The sequence below is a fragment of the Bradyrhizobium iriomotense genome, assembly GCF_030160715.1.
In the GTDB taxonomy this organism is placed as follows: domain Bacteria; phylum Pseudomonadota; class Alphaproteobacteria; order Rhizobiales; family Xanthobacteraceae; genus Bradyrhizobium; species Bradyrhizobium iriomotense.
Window position 1 is genome coordinate 41,627 of record NZ_BSOW01000045.1, and the last position, 19,259, is coordinate 60,885.

Sequence of the window (19,259 nt, forward strand, 5' to 3'; positions counted from 1 at the left end):
GTCGAAGCGCGGGATGCGCGGGAGCGTTCAGCACACATCTGTGCTCGCCCTAGCATCCATGCAAAGCGAGCACTCAATCGGAGTCTCGCAGATGCACAGCAATCAGCCAGAAGTCGTTTGGGGCGCCCGCGCGATCGCTCAGGTGATCGGCAAGGGCGAAAAGGCCACGTTCGCAATGCTCGAGCGAGGGCAACTTGCCGGCGCGCAAAAGGTCGCCGGCCGATGGGCATTTAAGCCCCGCATCTTCTTCTCAATGTTCGAAACAGCCGCGTAGCCATCGCCTGGTGGCAGCCTGCGCGTAATTGCAATTCCCACCAAAGGAAATCGGAAATGAAGATCGGACAAGTTAAAAAGTGGAACGCCGAGCGTGGCTTTGGCTTCATCGCAACTGACGGACACGACGTGTTTTGCCACGTCACGGCACTCCCGCACGGTACCGACGCGCTCGAAGTGGGATCGCATGTCGGCTTCGAAATCGAGATCAGCTCGCGGACCGGCAAGCCGCAGGCCGCGAACGTTCGGATGGTCTGACGTGAACGGCACAGAAATCAATAAAGCTTGCGAGCACGCCTACACGCTGCTCCGGGAGCACGTCGAGAGATATCGCACCGAAATTCTGGTCGAGCCGACGGCATGGCGGACGCGCTGTAAGGAGCTGGTCGAAAATCTTGAATGGCTCGAATTCTGCCGAAGCCATCCGCTCCCCTGGTCAGCAAAGAAGTTACCGCCGAAATATCCCCCGCCGCCGCAATTGAGGCGCTGACAAAAGAAAACCCCGAACGCGGTGGCACGCGCCGGGGCTTGTAATCTTCGTGACCGCGGCGTTGGAGGCCGCAAATCAATGCACAATTCGTACACTAACAATCTGGAAATCGCAACCAATTTTCTCGGGTTTGCCGAGCGGCACGGGCTAGCGCTGCACGAGGTGCACACTGGCGACAAGCACCCGGTCGGCAAGGGCTGGCAGCATCTTCATTCGTCGGATTCGACCGCTTGGCGTGGCTGGCTGACCGGTGGCCGCAACATCGGCTTACATCCGGGGGCGTCGCGGATCGCGGTGCTCGACATTGAAGCTGGCAAGGAAGAAATCGCCGAAGAATGGTTTCGCCGGGTCACTGGCTACGCAATCCCGGCGCCGCACGTGCGCAGCCCCTCGGGCGGTACGCATACCTATTTTCGTCTCGGTGACGCCACGGGATTGACGACCTTGCGAGAAAAGGACACCGGTTGGGGTGATTTGATCGTGGGTAGCGGCAACGCAATGTGCCCGCCGAGCAATTTTGCCAACCCGAAAAATGAACCCCACAAGAAAGCCGGCGATTATGTGTGGTTGGGTAATGAAGCGCTCTACGACGGCGAGATACTGCGCCCGGCCTGGCCGAAGCGTGCGGAACGCACCAACACCGCGCCCGCGCTCGACGGGTTTAATTACGACCGCGTTGCGCGTTGGATAGATCGCAAGGTTGCGGGAGAGTGGAAGGATGATCCTACAGCATTGTCCCAACTAGACTGGACGATGCTCGGCGCCGCGCTGAAACTGCATTTCGGCGACGACGGCATCGAATTGTTTCAGCGCATGAGCCACGATGTGGATCAGGCCGCACGCCGCTGGGACAAATTCCCTGCCGAATATTCCGAAGGTGACCGCACGCTGCATTGGTACTTGGACCGAGACATCGATTGGATGTTCGGCGATACCGTGGATGTGCTCAACGGCAAACTGGTGCTGCCTTCTCCACCGCTTGTTCCGCTTCTCCCTGGCGCGCCGTTGCCGGGGCCGTGTGAGTGGCACGAACCTCCCGCCAGGCTGATCAAGTCTAGTGCTGCCTTCATCGCCGATTTTGTGGCGCCAGAATACGTCATAGACGGGATCTTGCAGCGGCGTTTTTTTTACGCAATCACTGCGCGGACGGGCGAAGGTAAGACAGCCGTGGCGATGCGCCTATCCGCGCACGTCGCCACCGGTCGTTCGCTCGGCAACATCGAGGTTGCCCGCGGCACAGTGGTCTATCTTGCTGGCGAAAACCCCGTTGACGTGCAAATGCGCTGGTTAGGCGTAACCAAGGCGATGGGAATCGATCCCGATACGGTCGACGTGCATTTCATCACCAGACGCTGCCCGCTGGGCGAGATCGCTGAACAAATCCGGGCGGAAGTGCTTGAAATGGGCATTGAGCCAGCAATGGTCGTTGTCGACACGTCTGCTGCGTATTCGGGCGCCGAGGACGAGAACAGCAACACTCAAGCAGTCGCGCACGCCCTGACAGTACGGACGCTGACCGAGTTGCCTGGTGGCCCGTGCGTCGTGCTGTTGTGCCATCCGACGAAGCGGGCGGCAGATGACGACCTTACGCCGCGAGGCGGCGGGGCGCTGCTGGCGGAACTCGACGGCAACATTGGGTGCCGGAAAGTGGATAGGGCCGTGGGGCTGGAAGTCCAAGGTAAATTCCGCGGCCCTCAATTTCCGCCTCTGATGTTTGAACTGGATGAGGTGCATCACCCGAAGCTGCGGGACGCGAAAGGCCGGCCCATTCCCACGATCGTGGCGCGCCCGATCGACGATGCTGCGCGGGCTAAATTGGCGGCCCAGACCCGTAGTGATCAGGATGAGATGCTGCGCGCTCTCGAAAAGCACCCCGGTGGCTCCCTGGCCGATTTTGCGACGGCGCTCGCCTGGACGTATGGGCGGGACAACCGGCCGAACAAGATGCGGGTGCAGCGCGCGCTTAAGACACTGGTCAATCAAAAGCTCGTCGCCGAGCACCGCGATAGCTGGAAAATCACCCAAAAAGGCGAGCGGGAATTGAACGATTTGGACCGTCACAGCGCTGTGACGGCAGCGCCCGGATTTTCGAAGGAATCAACATGAAATTGCAGCCGTCACAGGTGACGATGTGACGGGCTGTGACGATGTGACGAAAATCGGAAAAGCGCTTGAGTATTGGGCACTTACCAGTTGGCATGCTGTGACGTTTCGTGTGACGAACCATAATGGCGCGGGGGGACGTTTACGTCCCCGCCATGGCCGTCACGTCACATCCATATCCCTAGGGTGTGACGCTGTGACGGTGATCGTCGCCAGCTTGGGAGTAAACTGGAAAAGAGGGCGAGAGAGCACGTTGGCACCCTAAACAATTCCTCGAAACTATGCGTCACGGCGTACGTGGCTTCGCAATTACCACCGTTGCCAATGCCTCGGTGACTTGGGGCACGTGGGGCACTTCCTCATATATGGACCGTCTATACGTATAACGTGCGTACGTCTCAAATATGGGCTTGTGCCCCACGTGCCCCGCATCCCACACCGTACTACTTCATCGAAGCCCAGCAGTATCCCTTTGCAAGGCCATTATCCCCGCCGGGCTTTTTCCTCGCGAACCATTTACACTTTAGCCAGGATGGACCCGCACCTAGCGCTGTAACATAATGCTCAGCGCCGCCTGCTTCCAATTCAACTCCTCCCTTTTTTCCGTCATCGAGCGTCACGCCGACGGGCGGTTTAAAGACCCACTCCGCCGTCGTTGGCGGAAGGTGGAAGTCATCAGCATGCACTTCGATTATTCCAGTTTTGCACACTTTAAGCGTAGTGTCGCAGTCTAGAGTAAATCCGGTCCGAGGCGTTCTCGTTCGGGCGTCGACCCCGCCCGATAAGACCATCAGGCAAAGGGTGGTTAGCAACGCGCGACGAAATCCAATTCCATTCATGGGACATCCTTAAACTGGTAGCAAATAAAGTAAGGATGCAACTCAACAGCGAAGTAGTGAGCAGCGTCAAGTCCATTCAAGCGCTCGAGCGCGCTATTCAATCCGCGCCGCTTCTTCGACCTTGCCGCGCTTCTTTCAACCGATTTCACCGCGCTTCATCATCTTTAATCACGTGGTCAAATTCTCAAGACGTTGATTTTTAAGTATTTTTGTGGCATGATTTGAACGTCGATCGGTTCGGGCCACTTGAGGGCCACATGGCGCAACTCGCGTCACCAAATCGCACTAAGTCAGTGAGTGAGTAATGGGCAAGACCGGCCCGAAGTGTACCGTCTGCAATTCCAAACACCGGCATCAAATCGAAATCGGCCTGGCGCACGGTATCGCGCACAACGCGCTCGCCCGTCGCTTCAACGTGAGCGCCGATGCGGTGGGGCGCCACGCGGCCAACCACGTCAGCCCCGCCATGCGCGCGGCCATCCTGACCGCACAACAGCCCACCACCATTGATCTGGAGGCGCTGCAGGCGAGCGAGCAGGAAGGCTTGCTGTCGCAGCTCGTGCACCAGCGCGCGCGCCTGCAACAGCATGTGGCAACCGCCATCGACTTCGGGGACATCAAGGCGGCGATCAGCGCGGAGGGTGCCATTACGGCCAACCTGGCTCTGGTCGGCAAGCTGTTGGGCATGATCGTGCAGCGGCACGACGTGCGCTCGACGTCGCTGCATATCAGCGCCGACTACCTGGCCACGCGCCAGGCGATCGTGACCGCGCTCCGACCCTATCCGGAGGCCGCGCGCGCCGTGGCTGCGGTCTTGTACAAACTGGAAAGCGACGCGGCCAAGGACATCACGCAGCGCGCCGGCAAGCCGCCGTTGGTCATTGACGCCAAGCCACTGCCACCCTGTCCGGTTTCGCTGCCATGCTGATGGCCCGTGACATGGCCCGGTCGCTCGACCCCGTCCTGTTTGCCCGTGACTGCGGCATCGAGCCGGATCCGTGGCAGCAAGATCTACTGCGTGACCGGCCCCGGAAAGCGCTGCTCTGCTGCTCCCGCCAATCCGGCAAGACCACCACCACGGCCGTTGTGGCGCTCGAGACAGCTTGCCACGTCCCCAATTCGTTGGTGCTGATCGGCGCGCCCGCGCAGCGGCAATCGGGTGAAATGCTTCGCAAGGTGCGGGAGTGCCATAGCCGTATGGATGGTGCTCCTGAGCTACCAGGCGACAGCGTGCTTAAGCTGGAGTTCGCCAACGGCTCCCGCATCCTGGCGCTACCTGGCGATGCCAAGACGATCCGCGGCCTATCGGCGCCGGCCCTGGTCATTGTCGACGAGGCGGCGTTCGCGGATGACGATCTGATCCAGGCGCTTCGCCCGATGCTGGCAGTCTCAAACGGCCAACTGATCGCCCTAAGCACCCCCAACGGCAAACGAGGGTGGTTCTATGAGCAGTGGCACAGCGGCGACGACAGTTGGCGGCGCTTCCGGGTGCCGGCGACGGACTGCCCGCGCATCTCGAAAGAATTCCTGGCCGAACAGCTCCGCGAGCTGGGCCCGACCCGCTACGCGCAGGAATACGAACTGGCATTCGTCGACACGGAGGATGCAGCGTTTTCGACGGCCATCATCGATTCCATGTTCACGAACGAGGTTCTGCCGCTATGGACGTGATTACGAGGGTTGCCGATTGGCGCCGCATCGAAGCGAGAGCGGTTGACCGCTGGTATGTCGGCGTTGACCTCGGGCAGAGCACCGACCCGACGGCGATTTGCGTCCTAAATCATCGGGTGATCCCGCTCGATAAGTGGACACGAAACGAAACGACCAGGACGACGCGACAGGAACGCACCGAGTATTTTGATGTGCGCCATTTGGAGCGGTTGCCGCTCGGCATGTCCTACCCGCAGCAAATTCAGCGCGTCGCCGATCTGCTCGCTCGACCGCCCCTGAATTTGCTTAAACCCAAATTGGTCATTGACGAGACCGGTGTCGGCCGGCCAGTCGGCGACATGTTCGATGCTGCGGGATTGCGGCCGAACCGCATCACCATCACCGCCGGGCTCGAGGCGACGCAGCACGGCGCCAATACCTGGCATGTGCCCAAGGGGCTGCTAATTTCAAACCTCGAGGCGCACTCACATGCAGGCGAACTGCGTATCGGCGTTGCCGTGAACGATGCCGCGGCTTTGAAAGACGAGTTGAAGGACTTCAAACGGAAGATCTCGGAGGCCGGCCGCACGACCTACACTGCGCGTGTCGGCGCGCATGATGACTTGGTGCTGTCTGTTGCCATCACGCTTTGGATGGCGACGCAGGGGCCGTTGACGATAGTCGAACCGCTTTCGCTGATCTAGGTCGGAGGAAGAACGCGGTAGTGAAGCTCAATGCTATCGTCGATTCCGTTGTGAAGCCGGTGCCATGGTTCGGAAGATCGGACGTTGAGACGAACAATAAATTGAAGTCCCACGTGCTTCATACCGATCTGCAGTCTCATCGGGAGACCTTGACCATGATCTCCATTAAAAGTGAACCAATCGAGCGTGTAGCCAGTAAAATTGGGATCGACCTCAGCTTCAAGCACGAGTTCGTCACCCACATATAGGTCGCCGTTTCCTTGTCGGCGCAAGTCAAAAAAATGCATTTGTCGGTTGGGATCGTGCGTTAGATGGAATTCGTTTCCGCGATTGTCGACGACGCGAACGAACGTTGGAACATTGAATTCCCGTTCCATGTTTTGCTCTTTGAAGTGTTGCTTGATCGAATCGATGAGGTCGTTTGAGTAGCAAACGGCGCGTTCATGGTCCCGATCGCTGCACGTGCCACCATGAGCAAGTTTGTTTCGAATCTCCTCGAGCCGGCTAAGAAACGTCCTCGCTTCGGCGGGGCCGTCCGGAAAGGCCCCTAGCAGAGCGTCGCGAAAATTCCCAGGGTAAAGCTCTGGATGCAGTGCGATTGTTATCGCGTGACCTAGGTCGGCAGCATCGATTAGGCGCGAGAATCGTGACCGATCTGTTTCAAATCGACCACCTATTTGCCGCCGGATATCTTTGGATATCGCGCGACATCCGCCGGCTTCGTCGGCAGCTAAATAGTTTGCCCCAAACTGTTTCGTCAGTTTCATTTCGATGACGCGACGGAGCCAACCTTCCGCCGCGTCTAGATAGCGCCGAGCCGATTCCCGTCGGTCAGTTTCAATCATTAATGTTCTCGCGGGAACCGCTCAACTCAGCGATCCGGTGAATCTGTCGAAGTCCTGAAAGCGGACGAGCGCGCCTTGCATGATCGCGTGAATCGATCCGTCGTCGGCTACCTTGTACGGCACTCCGGCGAACACGCCGTCGGGTTCAAATGGTCGTGGCGTCCGATCAATCGTCACCCTGTCAGACCTTCCGAGAAAACTCGCTTTTGGAAGAGGAGGCGGTCCCCGCTGCGCGACGGCGGCTTCCAACAACCTCTGCTGCTTCAAATTAGGGAAAACCAGAAGCAGCAAAATCCCGATCAACGGCGAGAGGAAAAAGGCGATCACAAACCATCCAAACGCATTTCGGCCGCGAGCTTCCGCAGCCCCAGCCACGACGAGCGTCAGGACAAACCAGATTATCAATACGATCACGTGAGCCCCCGGAAAGCCCCTACGCTATCGCAGGTTGCCCACAACGGAAACACGCCGGTCGACGATATCCGCCGGTGGTTTAGGGCTTGTCGGCTTGGGCTTCCTTCAGCGCCTTTCGCCAGGCACGTCGACGCTTCCGTCGGTCACGTGGCCACTGATCTGCTAGGACTAGGCCACCTATTCGAGCGCGTTCCCCTTCGCGAAGCGGGCGTTTGATGGCTTGCTCGATTTTCTTTAGCGGATCGATTTTTTCTAGCTCGTCTTTCATCGGTTGTGGCCCACGATGTGGCCCCGAGCCAAATCGGAGCAAAAGTTAGAGGCGAAATTTCAGCTAAGTCTTTGATCTTGCTTGGTGAGCGCGCTGGGGCTCGAACCCAGGACCCCGTGATTAAAAGTCACGTGCTCTACCGGCTGAGCTACGCGCTCCCATGGCCGCTTGATGGCTTCGCTAATCAGTCGCCATCGTCTTCGGACATTCGAGAAGCATGTCTTGCCGCAACGTAACGCGCGCGTCGCAGGGAAAACCGGCAGGCTGTTTCCGGATCATGCTTTCGGCCCGCGCTGTGTAGGGGGAGCGGCCGCGCAGGTCAATAGCGCGCGCGGTCGCCGAGGATCGCGGTAGGGGCGGGGATTCCCGCGGCGTTTCCGGCGTTTAGGGCGGGATTTTCATCCTGCCGGCCGGACATCATCCACGCCGAAGAACGAGCCGGTTCATGACAGGGCCCTCGACCCACGCTCCAGCCGGCCCCGGGGCGGTTAGTTCGCCTCGCGGCGGACCTCGCTTGCGACCGGTTGGGAGGAACCGGCGGGGCTCGGCAGCGCGACCGGGCGCAGGCCGATCAGCTCGGCGGCGCGCACGGCGCTGTCGCGCCAGAACTGGAAGGAGTTGATGCGGCTGAGCTCCAGGATGGCGATCGCGACCGCCGCCAGGAACGGCAGGCTTTGCAGCACCAGGACGCCGGCGAAGATGTAGATCTCGGTGATCTGCCGGAAGCTGTTGGAGGCGACGAGCACGCCGGCACCGATCAGCAGCAGCGCGCCGATCACCGCTTCCCAGAACGCCTGGAACTCGATCGACATCCGCGACAGGCCGCCCTTGGAGGTGCGGGCAAAGGCGAGGTGCTCGGTGATCAATCCCTGCGCCACCGCGCGCGACACCGTCCACTGCACGCTCATCGCCGCGATCATGGCGCCCAGCATCTGGCCCGGCTTCACCGCGACGCGCAGGCGGTACATCGACAGGAAGTGCGCGAGCGAGACGACGAAGGCGGCGATGATCGGCAGCGTCAAAATCTTGTCGGGGATCGCGATGTCGGCGAAGGCGACGATCGGCACCCAGACGAGGTTGAGGAGGGCAACGACGACGCCGAGGCTTTCCGCACCCAGCCAGTTCAGCCAGCCCAGGCCATATTCGCGTTTCTGGTCCTGTGTCAGGCGGCTCGCGCCGGGCAGGAAGCGCCGCCAGTGCTTCTTCACGATCTGGAAGCCGCCATAGGCCCAGCGGTGACGCTGCTTCTTGAAGGCCTCGTAGGTGTCGGGGAGCAGGCCCTGGCCGTAGCGGTAGCGGGTATAGTGCGTGGTCCAGCCGAGCTCCTGGATCGCAAGGCCGAGGTCGCTGTCCTCGCAGATCGTGTCGCTCGACCAGCCGCCGGCCATGTCCATGGCGGCGCGGCGGATCAGGCACATCGTGCCGTGCACGATGACGGCGTTGAATTCGTTGCGCTGGACCATGCCGATGTCGAAGAACCCGGCATATTCGCCGTTCATGATGTAGTGCATGATCGACAAATCTTCGTCGCGGTGATCCTGCGGCGCCTGCACGAGGCCGACGCGCGGATCGGCGAAGGCCGGCACCAGATCCTTCAGCCAGTCGGGATCGACGACATAGTCGGCATCGAGGATACCGATGATCTCCGCATCAACAGCGGTGCGGTCCATGGCGATGCGCAGCGCACCGGCCTTGAAGCCCTGCACCTTCTCGGCGTTGATGAACTTGAAGCGTTCGCCCAGCGCACGGCAGTGATCCTGGATCGGCTGCCAGAAGGCGGGGTCGGGCGTGTTGTTGATGATGACCACGCACTCGTAGTTCGGGTAGTTCAGCCGGGCCAGCGCATCAAGCGTCTGCTTGAGCATGTCGACCGGCTCGTAATAGGCGGGGATGTGGATCGAGACTTTCGGGAAGTAGTTGTCCGGCACGCCTTCGACCGGCTTGTCCTTGGCCAGCAGCCGGCGCGGCGGCCGGCCGAAGGCGACCGCGGCGATCTCCTCGATCCGCGCCATCGCGATGAGGACGAGCGGAACCAGGAGGATCATGCCGAGCGTCAGCGCGAAGGCCGAGCCGAACAGGAAATAGTGCCCGTTCCAATAGGCGAACACGGTCGCGACCCAGGCGCCGACGCCGTTCGCCGTCGCCGACAGCAGGAATGCCTGCCTGGCGGTGGGCTGCTCAAGCCGCAGGATCGGCAGGGACAGAAGGATGCCGACGAGCAGCGCGATCGTCATCAGCTTCCAATAGTCGGGGTTCTCGACCGGGCCGGTCCACGAAAACTTCGGCTCGCGGCTGGCGTTGAGGATGCCCCAATACGGACCGACGCCGCCTTCGAAGAATTTCCAGGGCTGATCGATCGCCTCGACGATGTTGTACTCCATGCCGAGGGCTTCGGCGCGGCTGACGAAGTTGCGCAGCGTCAGCGCCTGCTGGAACGGACCGGGGTCGGCGTTGCGCAAATTGTACCCCGCGCTCGGCCAGCCGAATTCGGCGATCACGATGCGCTTGCCGGGGAACAGGTTGCGCAACAGGTTGTAGCGGTCGACGGCCTGATCCACCGCCTGGTCCGAGCGGAAATTTTCCCAATACGGCAGCACGTGAGCGGCGATGAAGTCGACGTTGGAGGCAAGGTCCGGATTGTCGCGCCAGGTGTTCCAGATCTCGCCGGTCGTGACGGGCACGCGGACCGCGCTCCTGACCTTCTTGATCATGTCGATCAAGTCTTCGACCTTCTGCTCGCCGCGGTAGATCACCTCGTTGCCGACGACGACGCCGATCACGTTGCTGTTCTTGCGGGCGAGGTTGATGGCGGCCTCGATCTCCCGCTTGTTGCGCTCGTCGTTCTTGTCGATCCAGGCGCCGACCATGACCTTGAGGCCGAACTCCGCCGCGATCGGCGGCACCAGCTCCACGCCGCCCGTGGACGAATACAGGCGGATGGCGCGCGTCATCGTCGACAGCGTCTTCAGATCGGCGCGGATTTTCTCGACCGTCGGGAGGTTGTCGATGTCGGGATGGGCCGCTCCCTCGAACGGCGCATAGGACACGCTCGGCAACAGGCCCTTGAAGTCCGGCGCGGGCTCCTTGTCGCGCAGGATTCCCCACAGGCCGGCGTGAAGCGCGGACACGAGCAACAGAACGGCGACGACGGCACGCATCGCGGCTAAACCAAATGGGGCTGAGATGGCAGGGAAGCGGATCCGACCCCGAGATCCGACCGAGTCCGCGGCAAACGGAAGATACCTCTGCCACGCCTTTTCACAACTGTCATGACGCCGTGTCGTTTAGCGGCATGGCCTTTTGAGGGCACCGACGATCTGAAAAGCACGCGCAGTGCCAATCGCCGGTATCGCCCATCGTTCCTGAACGGCGGGTGAAGTGATCGCGGCTATTTCTGGGGGGCGGCGGGCGAGGGGCTCGCGGCGGGCGCAGGGCTTGCGGCCGGCTGCGGCGAGGTGCCGGTCGTCGGCGCCGGCGGCTGGGACGCGGCGGCTGCGGCCTGCTGGGGCTGCGCCGCCGGATTGATCCAGCAGGCGTGCACGCGGCTGTCCAGGGTCTCGGCGACCTTGGGATCGATCTGGCCGCCAAAGCGGGTCAGGCAGCGGAACGCCGCCTGGATGTGGCCGCCGGGGCAGCCGAAGCGGTCATAGAGATCGAGATGGCGGAACGCGGTATCGAGGTCGTCCCGCCACATCAGCCGCACCACGCGGCGTCCGAGCCAGACGCATTCGGGGTTTCCGGCCGGGCCGTTGATGGCCTGCGCGGCCTCGGCGAACTCGTCGGTCCGGCGCTGGTTCTGGCTGGCATCCTTGGCGGCATCGGCCGGTGCGTTTGCGGCCGGCTTGCCTTGGTCCTGGGCGGCGGGACCGCCACTCTGGGCGAGTGCGCTTGACAGGCCGAGCAGAACGATAAGGGAGGGGACGGCAACATGCCGCAGGACCGCATTCGTCAACTCAAGCACCCGTCGCCGCATAAATTCCCCGATCTCTCTGGCCGCCCGCGCGAGAACGCCAAGGACGCGCGGTGTGATGCCGTCCAAATGGGTCTCCAATGCGGCGGAAAAGTCCCGCGAAATCCATTGACTGGTATTTCGAATTTTGTCCAGCAAAGTCACCATCCTATGCGCCGGTCGAAGCGCCGCAGGCGAAACATGCGGGATGGCGGGTGCAATTGCCGCCTGGCCGTACTGGCCCCCCTTGGCAGACGGCCTACAAGCAGGTAATCGACGGACCCTTCGCGGAGGACGGAACCGATTTCTCTTCGTACGCCACTGGCGCTATTGCTCATATCGTTGGGTGCGATTGCTGCCGTGTGGTGGTGGCTGGCCACGCCGATCACGCTCGCGCGCGCGCCCATCGATCCCAGTTCCAAGCTGCAATGCGTCTCCTACGCGCCGTTCCGCGGCGACCAGACGCCGCTCGACCCCTCGACCCATATCGAGGCCGCCCAGCTCGAGCAGGACCTGCGGCAGCTCAAGGAGATCACCGACTGCGTCCGCACCTATTCGATCGAGAACGGGCTCGACCAGGTGCCCGCGATCGCTACCAAGGTCGGCGGGCTGAAGGTGATCCAGGGCATCTGGCTCGGCAGCAACCGCTCCAAGAACTTCTCCCAGGTCGCGACCGCGGTCCGCCTGAGCAAGGAATTCCCCGACACCATCACCTCGCTCGTGGTCGGCAACGAGGTGCTGCTGCGCGGCGAGATGACCACGGCCGATCTCGTGGCCATCATCCGCTCGGTAAAGGCTCAGGTTACCGTTCCCGTGACCTATGCCGACGTCTGGGAATACTGGCTGAAGAATCGCGAGGTCTACGACGCCGTCGACTTCGTCACGATCCACATCCTGCCCTTTTGGGAGGACTTTCCGATCCGCGCGAAGTTCGCGGCGTCCCACGTCAACCAGATCCGCCAGCGCATGGCGGTGGCGTTCCCCGGCAAGGAGATCCTGATCGGCGAGACCGGCTGGCCTAGCCAAGGGCGCATGCGCGAAGGCGCGCTGCCCTCGCGCACCAATCAGGCGCGGGTTGTGTCGGAGATCCTGGGCCTGGCCAAGGAGCAGGGATTTCGCGTCAACCTGATCGAGGCCTATGACCAGCCGTGGAAACGCCAGATCGAGGGCACCATGGGCGGCTATTGGGGCCTGTTTGATTCCGTCCGGCGCGCCCTGAAATACCCTCCGGGCGAGCCGATCAGCAATTTCCCGCTCTGGAAATGGTACATTGGCGCCGGCATGGCCGTCAGCGTGCTGGTGTTCGCGGTCGCGGGCCTGACGTTACGCCGCCGGCCTTGGACGCCGCGCTTCTCGGCCTGGCTCGGCGTCGGCATCTCGGCGACATCAGCCGGCATGCTGTTCGGGATCGCCGCCGACAAGATGTATTACGAGAGCTACGGCTGGGGTGGCTGGCTGCAATGGGGTGCGCTGCTTGCGGCCGGCGTGCTGTCGCCGATCTTCTGCGCGCAGGCGCTGGTGTCGGGACGGGGGCTGCCGACTTTCCTCGATATCCTGGGTCCCCGTGAGGAGCGCAAATGGTCGAAGCTCACCGCGGCGCTTGGGCTGACGCTTGCGGTGACCGCCGTGATCGCAGCCGAGACTGCGCTCGGTTTCGTGTTCGACCCGCGCTACCGCGATTTTCCGTTTGCCTCGCTGACCATGGCCGTGGTGCCGTTTGCGCTTCTGATGCTGAACCGCCCGCAGACCGGCGCACGTCCGATCGCGGAGTCGGTCTTTGCCGGCCTCTTGGCGCTGTCGGCGGCCTACGTGCTGATCAACGAGGGTCGCGACAATTGGCAGTCGCTGTGGACCTGCGCGATGTATCTGCTGCTCGCGCTTACGCTGTGGCGGGCGCGGGCCGCGCAAAGCCCAGGATAAGCAGCCCGATCGCGATCCCCGACAACGCGATGTTGTAGAGCACGATGCCGAGGCCTGCGGCGACCACGCCCAGCGTCAACAGCACGATCGAGGGCCGCATCAGGTTCAGCGTCGCGATCACCAGCGCGACGATGCCGAAAACCGAGTTCTTGAACAGCACGGTCGCGGTCGCGCGCGCCTTGCACATCACCGTTTGCAGGCCGGCATCGCAGGCAAGCGAGACTTGCGAGAACTCGATGGCGAAATAGCGCAGGTAGATCGCATAGCCGACGGTGACGAAGCCGACCACGAGCAGGAACTGCACCTGGTAGGGCGTGAGGCGGAACGGTTTCTTCTTCATGGGGCCAATATGGTCGGGAAGGCGGATGCGGGCAACAGGCAAGGCGAAGGCCTTGTGAGCTCGCCTCAGGTTCTTGCGGTAATGGTTTGATCTGACTTCAGTTTTTGTTGCGGCTGAAGAACGAGGATATGGTCGAGGCGGCCGTCGTCTCCTGCTTGGGCGGCGTCGCAGGTGGCGGTGGAGGCGGTGGCGGCGGCTCCTCGCGTTTGGCGCGCCTGGAGGAGTAGCTTCGCCGGTGCTGCGGCTTCTCGGGCTTGGCTGTGGCCGGCGGCGTCTCGGCCTGGGGAGAGGCCTGCTGCGGCGACGCGTCCTGGCCGCCGCGCATCGACAGCCGCTGGCCGTCGAACACGGTGGTCTCGCAAGCCCGTTCGTTCTCGGTGAGGCCGGCGCAGATCTTGGCAGCGGCGGCCGCATTCACAAGCGGACCCGCGCCGAGGCGCAGCTGCATGCCGGCGCCGGTCTTGCTCTCCCGGATCATGATGATCGGGCGGAGGTTGGCGATCTCCGGATTGGATTTGATCAGTCCTTGCCACAATGCACGCAAGCCGCCGATCGAGTTGGCGCTGCCGAGATCCACGGCAAACCGGGTCTGCTGAACGGCGATCGCCGGTGCCGGTGCTTCGCTCTCGGCGGCTTCAGGCTCGGTGGGGGTCGCTGCGGCCACCTCGGTCGCCGGTGCGGCATCCGCCTTCGGCTTGTCAGCCTTGTCCGTCTTCTCGGCCTTCTCCGTGTTCTCCGGCTGAACCAGTTTCGATGCGGCTGCATCGGGCGGCGCCATGATCGACTTGGACGCGACCAGCGGCATCGTCGGAAGTCCCGTCGGCGCTGCTGACGACTGCGGAACAAGCGATGCTGCCGCTGCGGTCTGCGGCGGCGGAGCGGCTTGCTCCTTGGCCTGCTCCTTTACTTGTTCCTTGGCTTGCTCTTTGGCGGCGTCCGCGCGCGGCTTGTCGCTTGATGCAGGCGTCGAGGCGACCGGCGCGACGCTGGGCGCAACGGGTGACGGCGAGGGCGTCGGCTGCGCGGTGGCCGCTTGCGTCTCCTGCGCCTTCGCGGCGGACGCCTGCGGCGGCGTGGCAGTCTGCTTTGCGATCGCGCCGGTGACGGAATCGAGCCCTTGCTCCAAAACCGTCACGCGCGAATAGAGCCGGTCGCGATCGGTGTTGAGCGTCTCGATCGCTGACGCCAGCCTCCGGGCTTCGCTCTGGCTTTCCCTTGTCATCAACTGGAGCCGGTCGGCCTGGCGCGCGAGATCGGCGGCTGCGACCTGGTCGCGGCGCCATCCGAGCTGCGCCTGGCTGGCCATCACGGCGATCACCACGGCGCCGACGGCCCCGACGCCCCACGAGCCGAGCCGCCACATCATGCGGCGATCGAACTCGTTCTCCTCGGCCAGGAGGCCGGCGAGAAGGCCGCCGGATTCCTTGGTCTCGAAGACGCCGGCCAGTGGGTCGGAATCCTTTGCCATGATTGTTAAGCGCCCAGCCCGTCGAGCTTCCCCGAATCAATCAGGGAACATTAACAGGAAAAGCGGGATGCACTTGAATTCCGGCCGTTTGCGGGGGTAGCAAAACGCCTCTATGACGATGCGTAAAGCAGCTAGCGCCGATCGGAAGCGATTCGGCCGACACGGGAATCACCGGGGATATCGATGACCGCCCGCTCCAGCCTCACGATCGTGCTCGCCGCCGGCGAAGGCACACGCATGCGATCGAGCCAGCCGAAAGTGCTGCATCCGGTGGCGGGGCAGTCGCTGCTCGCCCATGTGCTCGCGGCCGCGCCACATGGAACCGGCACGTCGCTTGCGGTGGTGATCGGGCCCGACCATGCAGCCGTTGCGGATGAAGCGCGGCGCATCCGGCCCGACGCGCTCACCTTCGTGCAGGACACGCGGCTCGGCACCGCGCATGCGGTGCTCGCGGCGCGCGAGGCGATCGCGCGCGGTGCCGATGACCTTCTGATTGCGTTCGGCGACACGCCGCTGATCTCGGCCGAAACGTTCGAGCGGCTGCGCGCGCCGCTCGCCAAGGGCGCTGCGCTTGCCGCGCTCGGCTTTCGTGCCGCCGATCCGACGGGCTACGGCCGGTTCATTGTCGAGGGCGATCGTCTGGTTGCGATCCGCGAGCAGGCGGATGCGAGCCCCGAAGAGCGCAAGATCACGCTGTGCAATGCCGGCGTGATGGCGCTGGACGGGCGCCACGCGCTGGCGATCCTCGACAAGATCGGCAATGCGAACTCCAAGGGCGAATATTATCTGACCGACGCGGTCGGCATCGTCCGCGAACAGGGATGGGAGGCCGTGGTGATCGAGACCAGCGAAGACGAGGTGCGCGGCATCAACACCAAGGCGCAGCTTGCGGAAGCAGAAGGCGTGATGCAGGCGCGGCTGCGAAGAGCGGCGATGGACGCCGGCGTCACGCTGATTGCGCCGGAAACCGTCTATCTCGCCGCCGACACGACGTTCGGCAAGGACGTGACGATCGAGCCCTTCGTGGTGATCGGTCCGGGCGTCTCGATCGCCGACGGAACGGTGATCCACTCCTTCTCGCACATCGTCGAGACGTCTCTCGGCAAGAACGTCTCCATCGGCCCCTACGCGCGTCTGCGGCCCGGCACCTCGCTCGGCGACGGCGCCCGCATCGGCAATTTCGTGGAGACCAAGGCCGCAACGCTGGAAGCGGGAGTCAAGGTCAACCATCTCTCCTACATCGGGGATGCGACCGTGGGTGCCAATTCCAACATCGGTGCCGGCACCATCACGTGCAACTATGACGGCTTCAAGAAGCACAAGACGCTGATCGGGAAGGGCGCCTTCGTCGGCACCAACTCCTCGCTGGTCGCCCCCGTCAAGATCGGCAACGGCGCCTATATCGGCTCGGGCTCGGTCATCACCAAAGACGTGCCTGACGATGCGATGGCGCTGGAGCGCAATCAGCAGACCATTCGCGAAGGGGGCGCCGCGCGCTATCGCGAGATGAAGACGGGCGGCAAGAAGCCGGAGAAGTGAGCGGCGCTATTCGTCCTCGGCGAATTCCGAGAAGATCGCGCGGGTCAGGCGCCAGCCGCGCGGCTTGGCGCGCTTTGCGGGTTCGCCGGCCTGGTGCTTGACGAACACGGGCCTGCTTTCCTTGCCGCGTTGCGGCGGCGGCCAATGCGCCAGGTGCGTGCCAGCGGTTTCGCTGGCGTGCACGTACATCGAGGAAAGACCTTTGCGGTCGGACGAGCGCTTCATGGCCTTGATCTCCAAGGGGGAGAATCGTTGGCCAAATCTATTGACAGTTTGTTAATGCGCGCGATTAAAGGTGAGCGAATCCGATGGCGACGGATCGCCGCGTTATCCTTGCGTGCATTCGGTGCTGTCGCAATCCGCAATAATTATTGAGTTCCTCAAAGCTTCCGGAACTCGTTAAAAACTGCGCGCGTCGTTTTGATGATTTTTCGACGATTTGGGGGATATTGATCCGCATGTGCGGGATTGTCGGCATTCTCGGGCGCGAACCGGTTGCAGAGCAATTGGTGGATTCGCTCAAGCGGCTTGAATATCGCGGCTACGACTCCGCGGGTGTTGCCACACTCGAAGGCGATCACGATCACCTGGAGCGCCGCCGCGCCGAAGGCAAGCTGAAGAACCTCGAGGCGCGGCTGCGTGACAAGCCGCTGAACGGGACGACCGGAATCGGTCACACCCGCTGGGCCACCCACGGCAAGCCGACCGAGCACAATGCCCATCCGCACGCCACCGAGCGCGTCGCGGTGGTCCATAACGGTATCATCGAGAATTTCCGCGAGCTGCGCGAGGAGCTCGAAGGGAAGGGCACGGTGTTCCGTACCGAGACCGACACCGAAATCGTGCTGCATCTGGTCGACGATCTGCTCACGCGGGGCAGCAAGCCGGTCGAGGCAGTGAAGCTCGCCTTGAGCCGGCTGCGGGGCGCGTTCGCGCTCGGCTTCATCTTCGCGGGCGAGGGCGACCTGATGATCGGCGCGCGCAACGGCCCGCCTCTCGCGATCGGCTACGGCGAAGGCGAGATGTTCCTGGGCTCGGACGCGATCGCGCTCGGCCCGTTCACCGACACGATCAGCTATCTCGAGGACGGCGACTGGGTCGTCCTGACCCGGAGCAGCGTTGCCGTCTTCGACAAGGACGGCCGCGCCGTCCAGCGCGACAAGATCAAGCATGCGGCCTCGACCTCGCTGGTCGACAAGGCCAACTACCGCCACTTCATGGCGAAGGAGATCCACGAGCAGCCCGAGGTCGTCGGTCATACGCTGGCGCGCTATGTCGACATGGCCTCCGAGCGCGTGTCGCTGCCGGTGAAGCTGCCGTTCGACTTCAAGGATATCCAGCGCGTCACCATCACCGCGTGCGGCACGGCGAGCTACGCCGGCTATGTCGCAAAATACTGGTTCGAGCGCATGGCGCGCCTGCCGGTCGAGGTCGACGTCGCCTCCGAGTTCCGCTACCGCGAATCTCCCTTGCGCAAGGGGGATCTCGCGATCTTCATCTCGCAGTCGGGCGAGACCGCCGACACGCTCGCCGCGCTCCGCTACGCCAAGGCCGAAGGCGCGCACACGCTCGCCGTGGTCAACGTCCCGACCTCGACGATCGCGCGCGAGAGCGAGACGGTGCTCCAGACGCTCGCCGGTCCCGAGATCGGCGTCGCCTCCACAAAAGCCTTCACCTGCCAGCTGATGGTGCTCGCCTCGCTCGCGGTCGCGGCCGGCAAGGCGCGCGGCGAATTGTCCGAGGAGGACGAGACCAAGCTGGTGCACGGGCTCGTCGAAGTCCCGCGCCTGATGGCGGACGCGCTCACCACCGAGCTCCAGATCGAAAAGCTTGCGCACCGGATCGCCAAGTCGCGCGACGTGCTCTATCTCGGCCGCGGCACCAGCTTCCCACTTGCGCTCGAAGGCGCGCTGAAGCTGAAGGAGATCTCCTACATCCACGCCGAGGGCTACGCTGCCGGCGAGCTCAAGCACGGGCCGATCGCGCTGATCGACGAGACCATGCCGGTCGTCGTCATTGCGCCCCACGATCGCGTGTTCGAGAAGACCGTCTCCAACATGCAGGAAGTCGCTGCCCGTGGCGGCAACATCATCCTGATGACGGACGCCAAGGGCGCCGCCGAGGCGACGGTGGATTCGCTCGTCACCATCGTTATGCCCGACATGGCGTCTGCCTTCACGCCGATGGTGTATGCCGTCCCCGTGCAACTTTTGGCGTACCACACGGCGGTGGTGATGGGCACCGATGTCGATCAGCCGCGCAATCTCGCTAAGTCGGTGACCGTCGAATAGGCAGGGCGGGCGCAGAAGGGAGCAGGCGCGGTCGCCTTGCTCCTTCAAAAATCTGCTAGAAGACCCTAGCTAGTTTCTGTCGCGAAACGCCCGGGTTGAGTGGCGCAATCTAAGTTATGCCGATGGATTGGGCACAAAATGCCGGTAGCTGCAGGGATCGGCAAGC

Annotated in this window: 16 protein-coding genes and 1 tRNA gene; 9 read left to right on the forward strand and 8 right to left on the reverse strand. The window is 62.8% G+C overall.

What is annotated here, in order from left to right; translation table 11 throughout:
• Positions 1 to 91 precede the first annotated feature (91 nt).
• From QQL28_RS40250 to QQL28_RS40275, 6 genes are all read left to right on the forward strand, one after another.
• Positions 92 to 274 carry a DNA-binding protein gene (locus QQL28_RS40250; protein WP_284274625.1) on the forward strand — a complete coding sequence of 61 codons (183 nt, stop codon included), beginning with the start codon at positions 92 to 94 and terminating at the stop codon, positions 272 to 274.
• A gap of 56 nt (positions 275 to 330) precedes the next feature.
• A complete protein-coding gene (locus QQL28_RS40255) occupies positions 331 to 531 on the forward strand; it encodes a cold-shock protein (RefSeq protein ID WP_284274626.1) in 201 nt (66 codons plus the stop codon).
• A 310-nt stretch (positions 532 to 841) separates the two neighbouring features.
• Positions 842 to 2,869 (forward strand): AAA family ATPase, encoded by a 2,028-nt coding sequence (locus QQL28_RS40260; protein ID WP_284274628.1) that lies wholly within the window; start codon positions 842 to 844, stop codon positions 2,867 to 2,869.
• 1,140 nt (positions 2,870 to 4,009) lie between these two features.
• Positions 4,010 to 4,633 carry a hypothetical protein gene (locus QQL28_RS40265; RefSeq protein WP_284274631.1) on the forward strand — a complete coding sequence of 208 codons (624 nt, stop codon included), beginning with the start codon at positions 4,010 to 4,012 and terminating at the stop codon, positions 4,631 to 4,633.
• On the forward strand, positions 4,627 to 5,376 hold the full coding sequence (locus tag QQL28_RS40270) for a terminase large subunit domain-containing protein (protein WP_284274632.1): 750 nt from the start codon (positions 4,627 to 4,629) through the stop codon (positions 5,374 to 5,376). Before QQL28_RS40265 ends, QQL28_RS40270 begins: the two co-directional genes overlap by 7 nt.
• Positions 5,367 to 6,059 carry a hypothetical protein gene (locus tag QQL28_RS40275; protein WP_284274633.1) on the forward strand — a complete coding sequence of 231 codons (693 nt, stop codon included), beginning with the start codon at positions 5,367 to 5,369 and terminating at the stop codon, positions 6,057 to 6,059. The genes QQL28_RS40270 and QQL28_RS40275 overlap by 10 nt, the downstream gene beginning before the upstream one ends.
• On the opposite strand, the gene QQL28_RS40280 is transcribed toward QQL28_RS40275, so the two are convergent.
• The 5 genes from QQL28_RS40280 to QQL28_RS40300 form a co-directional block, all read right to left on the reverse strand.
• Positions 6,056 to 6,904: a hypothetical protein gene (locus QQL28_RS40280; RefSeq protein ID WP_284274634.1), complete on the reverse strand. Its 849-nt coding sequence runs from the start codon at positions 6,902 to 6,904 to the stop codon at positions 6,056 to 6,058. The two genes, QQL28_RS40275 and QQL28_RS40280, sit on opposite strands and share 4 nt — an antisense overlap.
• A gap of 21 nt (positions 6,905 to 6,925) precedes the next feature.
• Complete coding sequence (locus QQL28_RS40285; RefSeq protein WP_284274635.1) at positions 6,926 to 7,318, reverse strand: hypothetical protein; 393 nt, start codon at positions 7,316 to 7,318, stop codon at positions 6,926 to 6,928.
• Between the two features lie 350 nt (positions 7,319 to 7,668).
• Positions 7,669 to 7,744 (reverse strand) — tRNA-Lys (locus tag QQL28_RS40290).
• 330 nt (positions 7,745 to 8,074) lie between these two features.
• The gene (locus QQL28_RS40295; RefSeq protein ID WP_284274636.1) at positions 8,075 to 10,744 is read right to left on the reverse strand and encodes a glycosyltransferase; all 2,670 of its coding nucleotides are present in this window, start codon (positions 10,742 to 10,744) and stop codon (positions 8,075 to 8,077) included.
• Positions 10,745 to 10,974: 230 nt separating this feature from the next.
• Positions 10,975 to 11,559, reverse strand: coding sequence for a beta-1-3, beta-1-6-glucan biosynthesis protein (locus tag QQL28_RS40300; RefSeq protein ID WP_284274645.1), 585 nt, complete (start codon positions 11,557 to 11,559; stop codon positions 10,975 to 10,977).
• 336 nt (positions 11,560 to 11,895) lie between these two features.
• Between QQL28_RS40300 and QQL28_RS40305 the strand changes: the two genes are divergently transcribed.
• A complete protein-coding gene (locus tag QQL28_RS40305) occupies positions 11,896 to 13,455 on the forward strand; it encodes a glycoside hydrolase family 17 protein (protein ID WP_284274637.1) in 1,560 nt (519 codons plus the stop codon).
• Here the strand turns inward: QQL28_RS40305 and QQL28_RS40310 are convergent.
• Complete coding sequence (locus QQL28_RS40310) at positions 13,415 to 13,795, reverse strand: hypothetical protein (protein ID WP_284274638.1); 381 nt, start codon at positions 13,793 to 13,795, stop codon at positions 13,415 to 13,417. The genes QQL28_RS40305 and QQL28_RS40310 overlap by 41 nt on opposite strands.
• Positions 13,796 to 13,892: 97 nt before the next feature.
• On the reverse strand, positions 13,893 to 15,263 hold the full coding sequence (locus QQL28_RS40315) for a hypothetical protein (RefSeq protein ID WP_284274639.1): 1,371 nt from the start codon (positions 15,261 to 15,263) through the stop codon (positions 13,893 to 13,895).
• 183 nt (positions 15,264 to 15,446) lie between these two features.
• Between QQL28_RS40315 and glmU the strand changes: the two genes are divergently transcribed.
• Positions 15,447 to 16,802 carry a bifunctional UDP-N-acetylglucosamine diphosphorylase/glucosamine-1-phosphate N-acetyltransferase GlmU gene (gene glmU, locus QQL28_RS40320; RefSeq protein WP_284274640.1) on the forward strand — a complete coding sequence of 452 codons (1,356 nt, stop codon included), beginning with the start codon at positions 15,447 to 15,449 and terminating at the stop codon, positions 16,800 to 16,802.
• Positions 16,803 to 16,808: 6 nt separating this feature from the next.
• On the opposite strand, the gene QQL28_RS40325 is transcribed toward glmU, so the two are convergent.
• The gene (locus tag QQL28_RS40325) at positions 16,809 to 17,027 is read right to left on the reverse strand and encodes a hypothetical protein (RefSeq protein ID WP_284274641.1); all 219 of its coding nucleotides are present in this window, start codon (positions 17,025 to 17,027) and stop codon (positions 16,809 to 16,811) included.
• A 233-nt stretch (positions 17,028 to 17,260) separates the two neighbouring features.
• Between QQL28_RS40325 and glmS the strand changes: the two genes are divergently transcribed.
• Entirely contained in the window at positions 17,261 to 19,093 is a 1,833-nt protein-coding gene (gene glmS, locus QQL28_RS40330) for a glutamine--fructose-6-phosphate transaminase (isomerizing) (RefSeq protein WP_284274642.1), read from the forward strand.
• Positions 19,094 to 19,259 lie beyond the last annotated feature (166 nt).

Excerpts from the sequence above, each read along its gene's own strand:
- QQL28_RS40270 (WP_284274632.1), top strand. The coding sequence starts at position 4,627 with ATGCTGATGGCCCGTGACATGGCCCGGTCGCTCGACCCCGTCCTGTTT.
- QQL28_RS40265 (WP_284274631.1), top strand. The coding sequence starts at position 4,010 with ATGGGCAAGACCGGCCCGAAGTGTACCGTCTGCAATTCCAAACACCGG.
- QQL28_RS40295 (WP_284274636.1), bottom strand. The coding sequence starts at position 10,744 with ATGCGTGCCGTCGTCGCCGTTCTGTTGCTCGTGTCCGCGCTTCACGCC.
- QQL28_RS40275 (WP_284274633.1), top strand. The coding sequence starts at position 5,367 with ATGGACGTGATTACGAGGGTTGCCGATTGGCGCCGCATCGAAGCGAGA.
- QQL28_RS40260 (WP_284274628.1), top strand. The coding sequence starts at position 842 with ATGCACAATTCGTACACTAACAATCTGGAAATCGCAACCAATTTTCTC.
- QQL28_RS40325 (WP_284274641.1), bottom strand. The coding sequence starts at position 17,027 with ATGAAGCGCTCGTCCGACCGCAAAGGTCTTTCCTCGATGTACGTGCAC.
- QQL28_RS40310 (WP_284274638.1), bottom strand. The coding sequence starts at position 13,795 with ATGAAGAAGAAACCGTTCCGCCTCACGCCCTACCAGGTGCAGTTCCTG.
- QQL28_RS40250 (WP_284274625.1), top strand. The coding sequence starts at position 92 with ATGCACAGCAATCAGCCAGAAGTCGTTTGGGGCGCCCGCGCGATCGCT.
- QQL28_RS40280 (WP_284274634.1), bottom strand. The coding sequence starts at position 6,904 with ATGATTGAAACTGACCGACGGGAATCGGCTCGGCGCTATCTAGACGCG.
- QQL28_RS40255 (WP_284274626.1), top strand. The coding sequence starts at position 331 with ATGAAGATCGGACAAGTTAAAAAGTGGAACGCCGAGCGTGGCTTTGGC.
- glmS (WP_284274642.1), top strand. The coding sequence starts at position 17,261 with ATGTGCGGGATTGTCGGCATTCTCGGGCGCGAACCGGTTGCAGAGCAA.
- QQL28_RS40315 (WP_284274639.1), bottom strand. The coding sequence starts at position 15,263 with ATGGCAAAGGATTCCGACCCACTGGCCGGCGTCTTCGAGACCAAGGAA.
- QQL28_RS40300 (WP_284274645.1), bottom strand. The coding sequence starts at position 11,559 with ATGCGGCGACGGGTGCTTGAGTTGACGAATGCGGTCCTGCGGCATGTT.
- glmU (WP_284274640.1), top strand. The coding sequence starts at position 15,447 with ATGACCGCCCGCTCCAGCCTCACGATCGTGCTCGCCGCCGGCGAAGGC.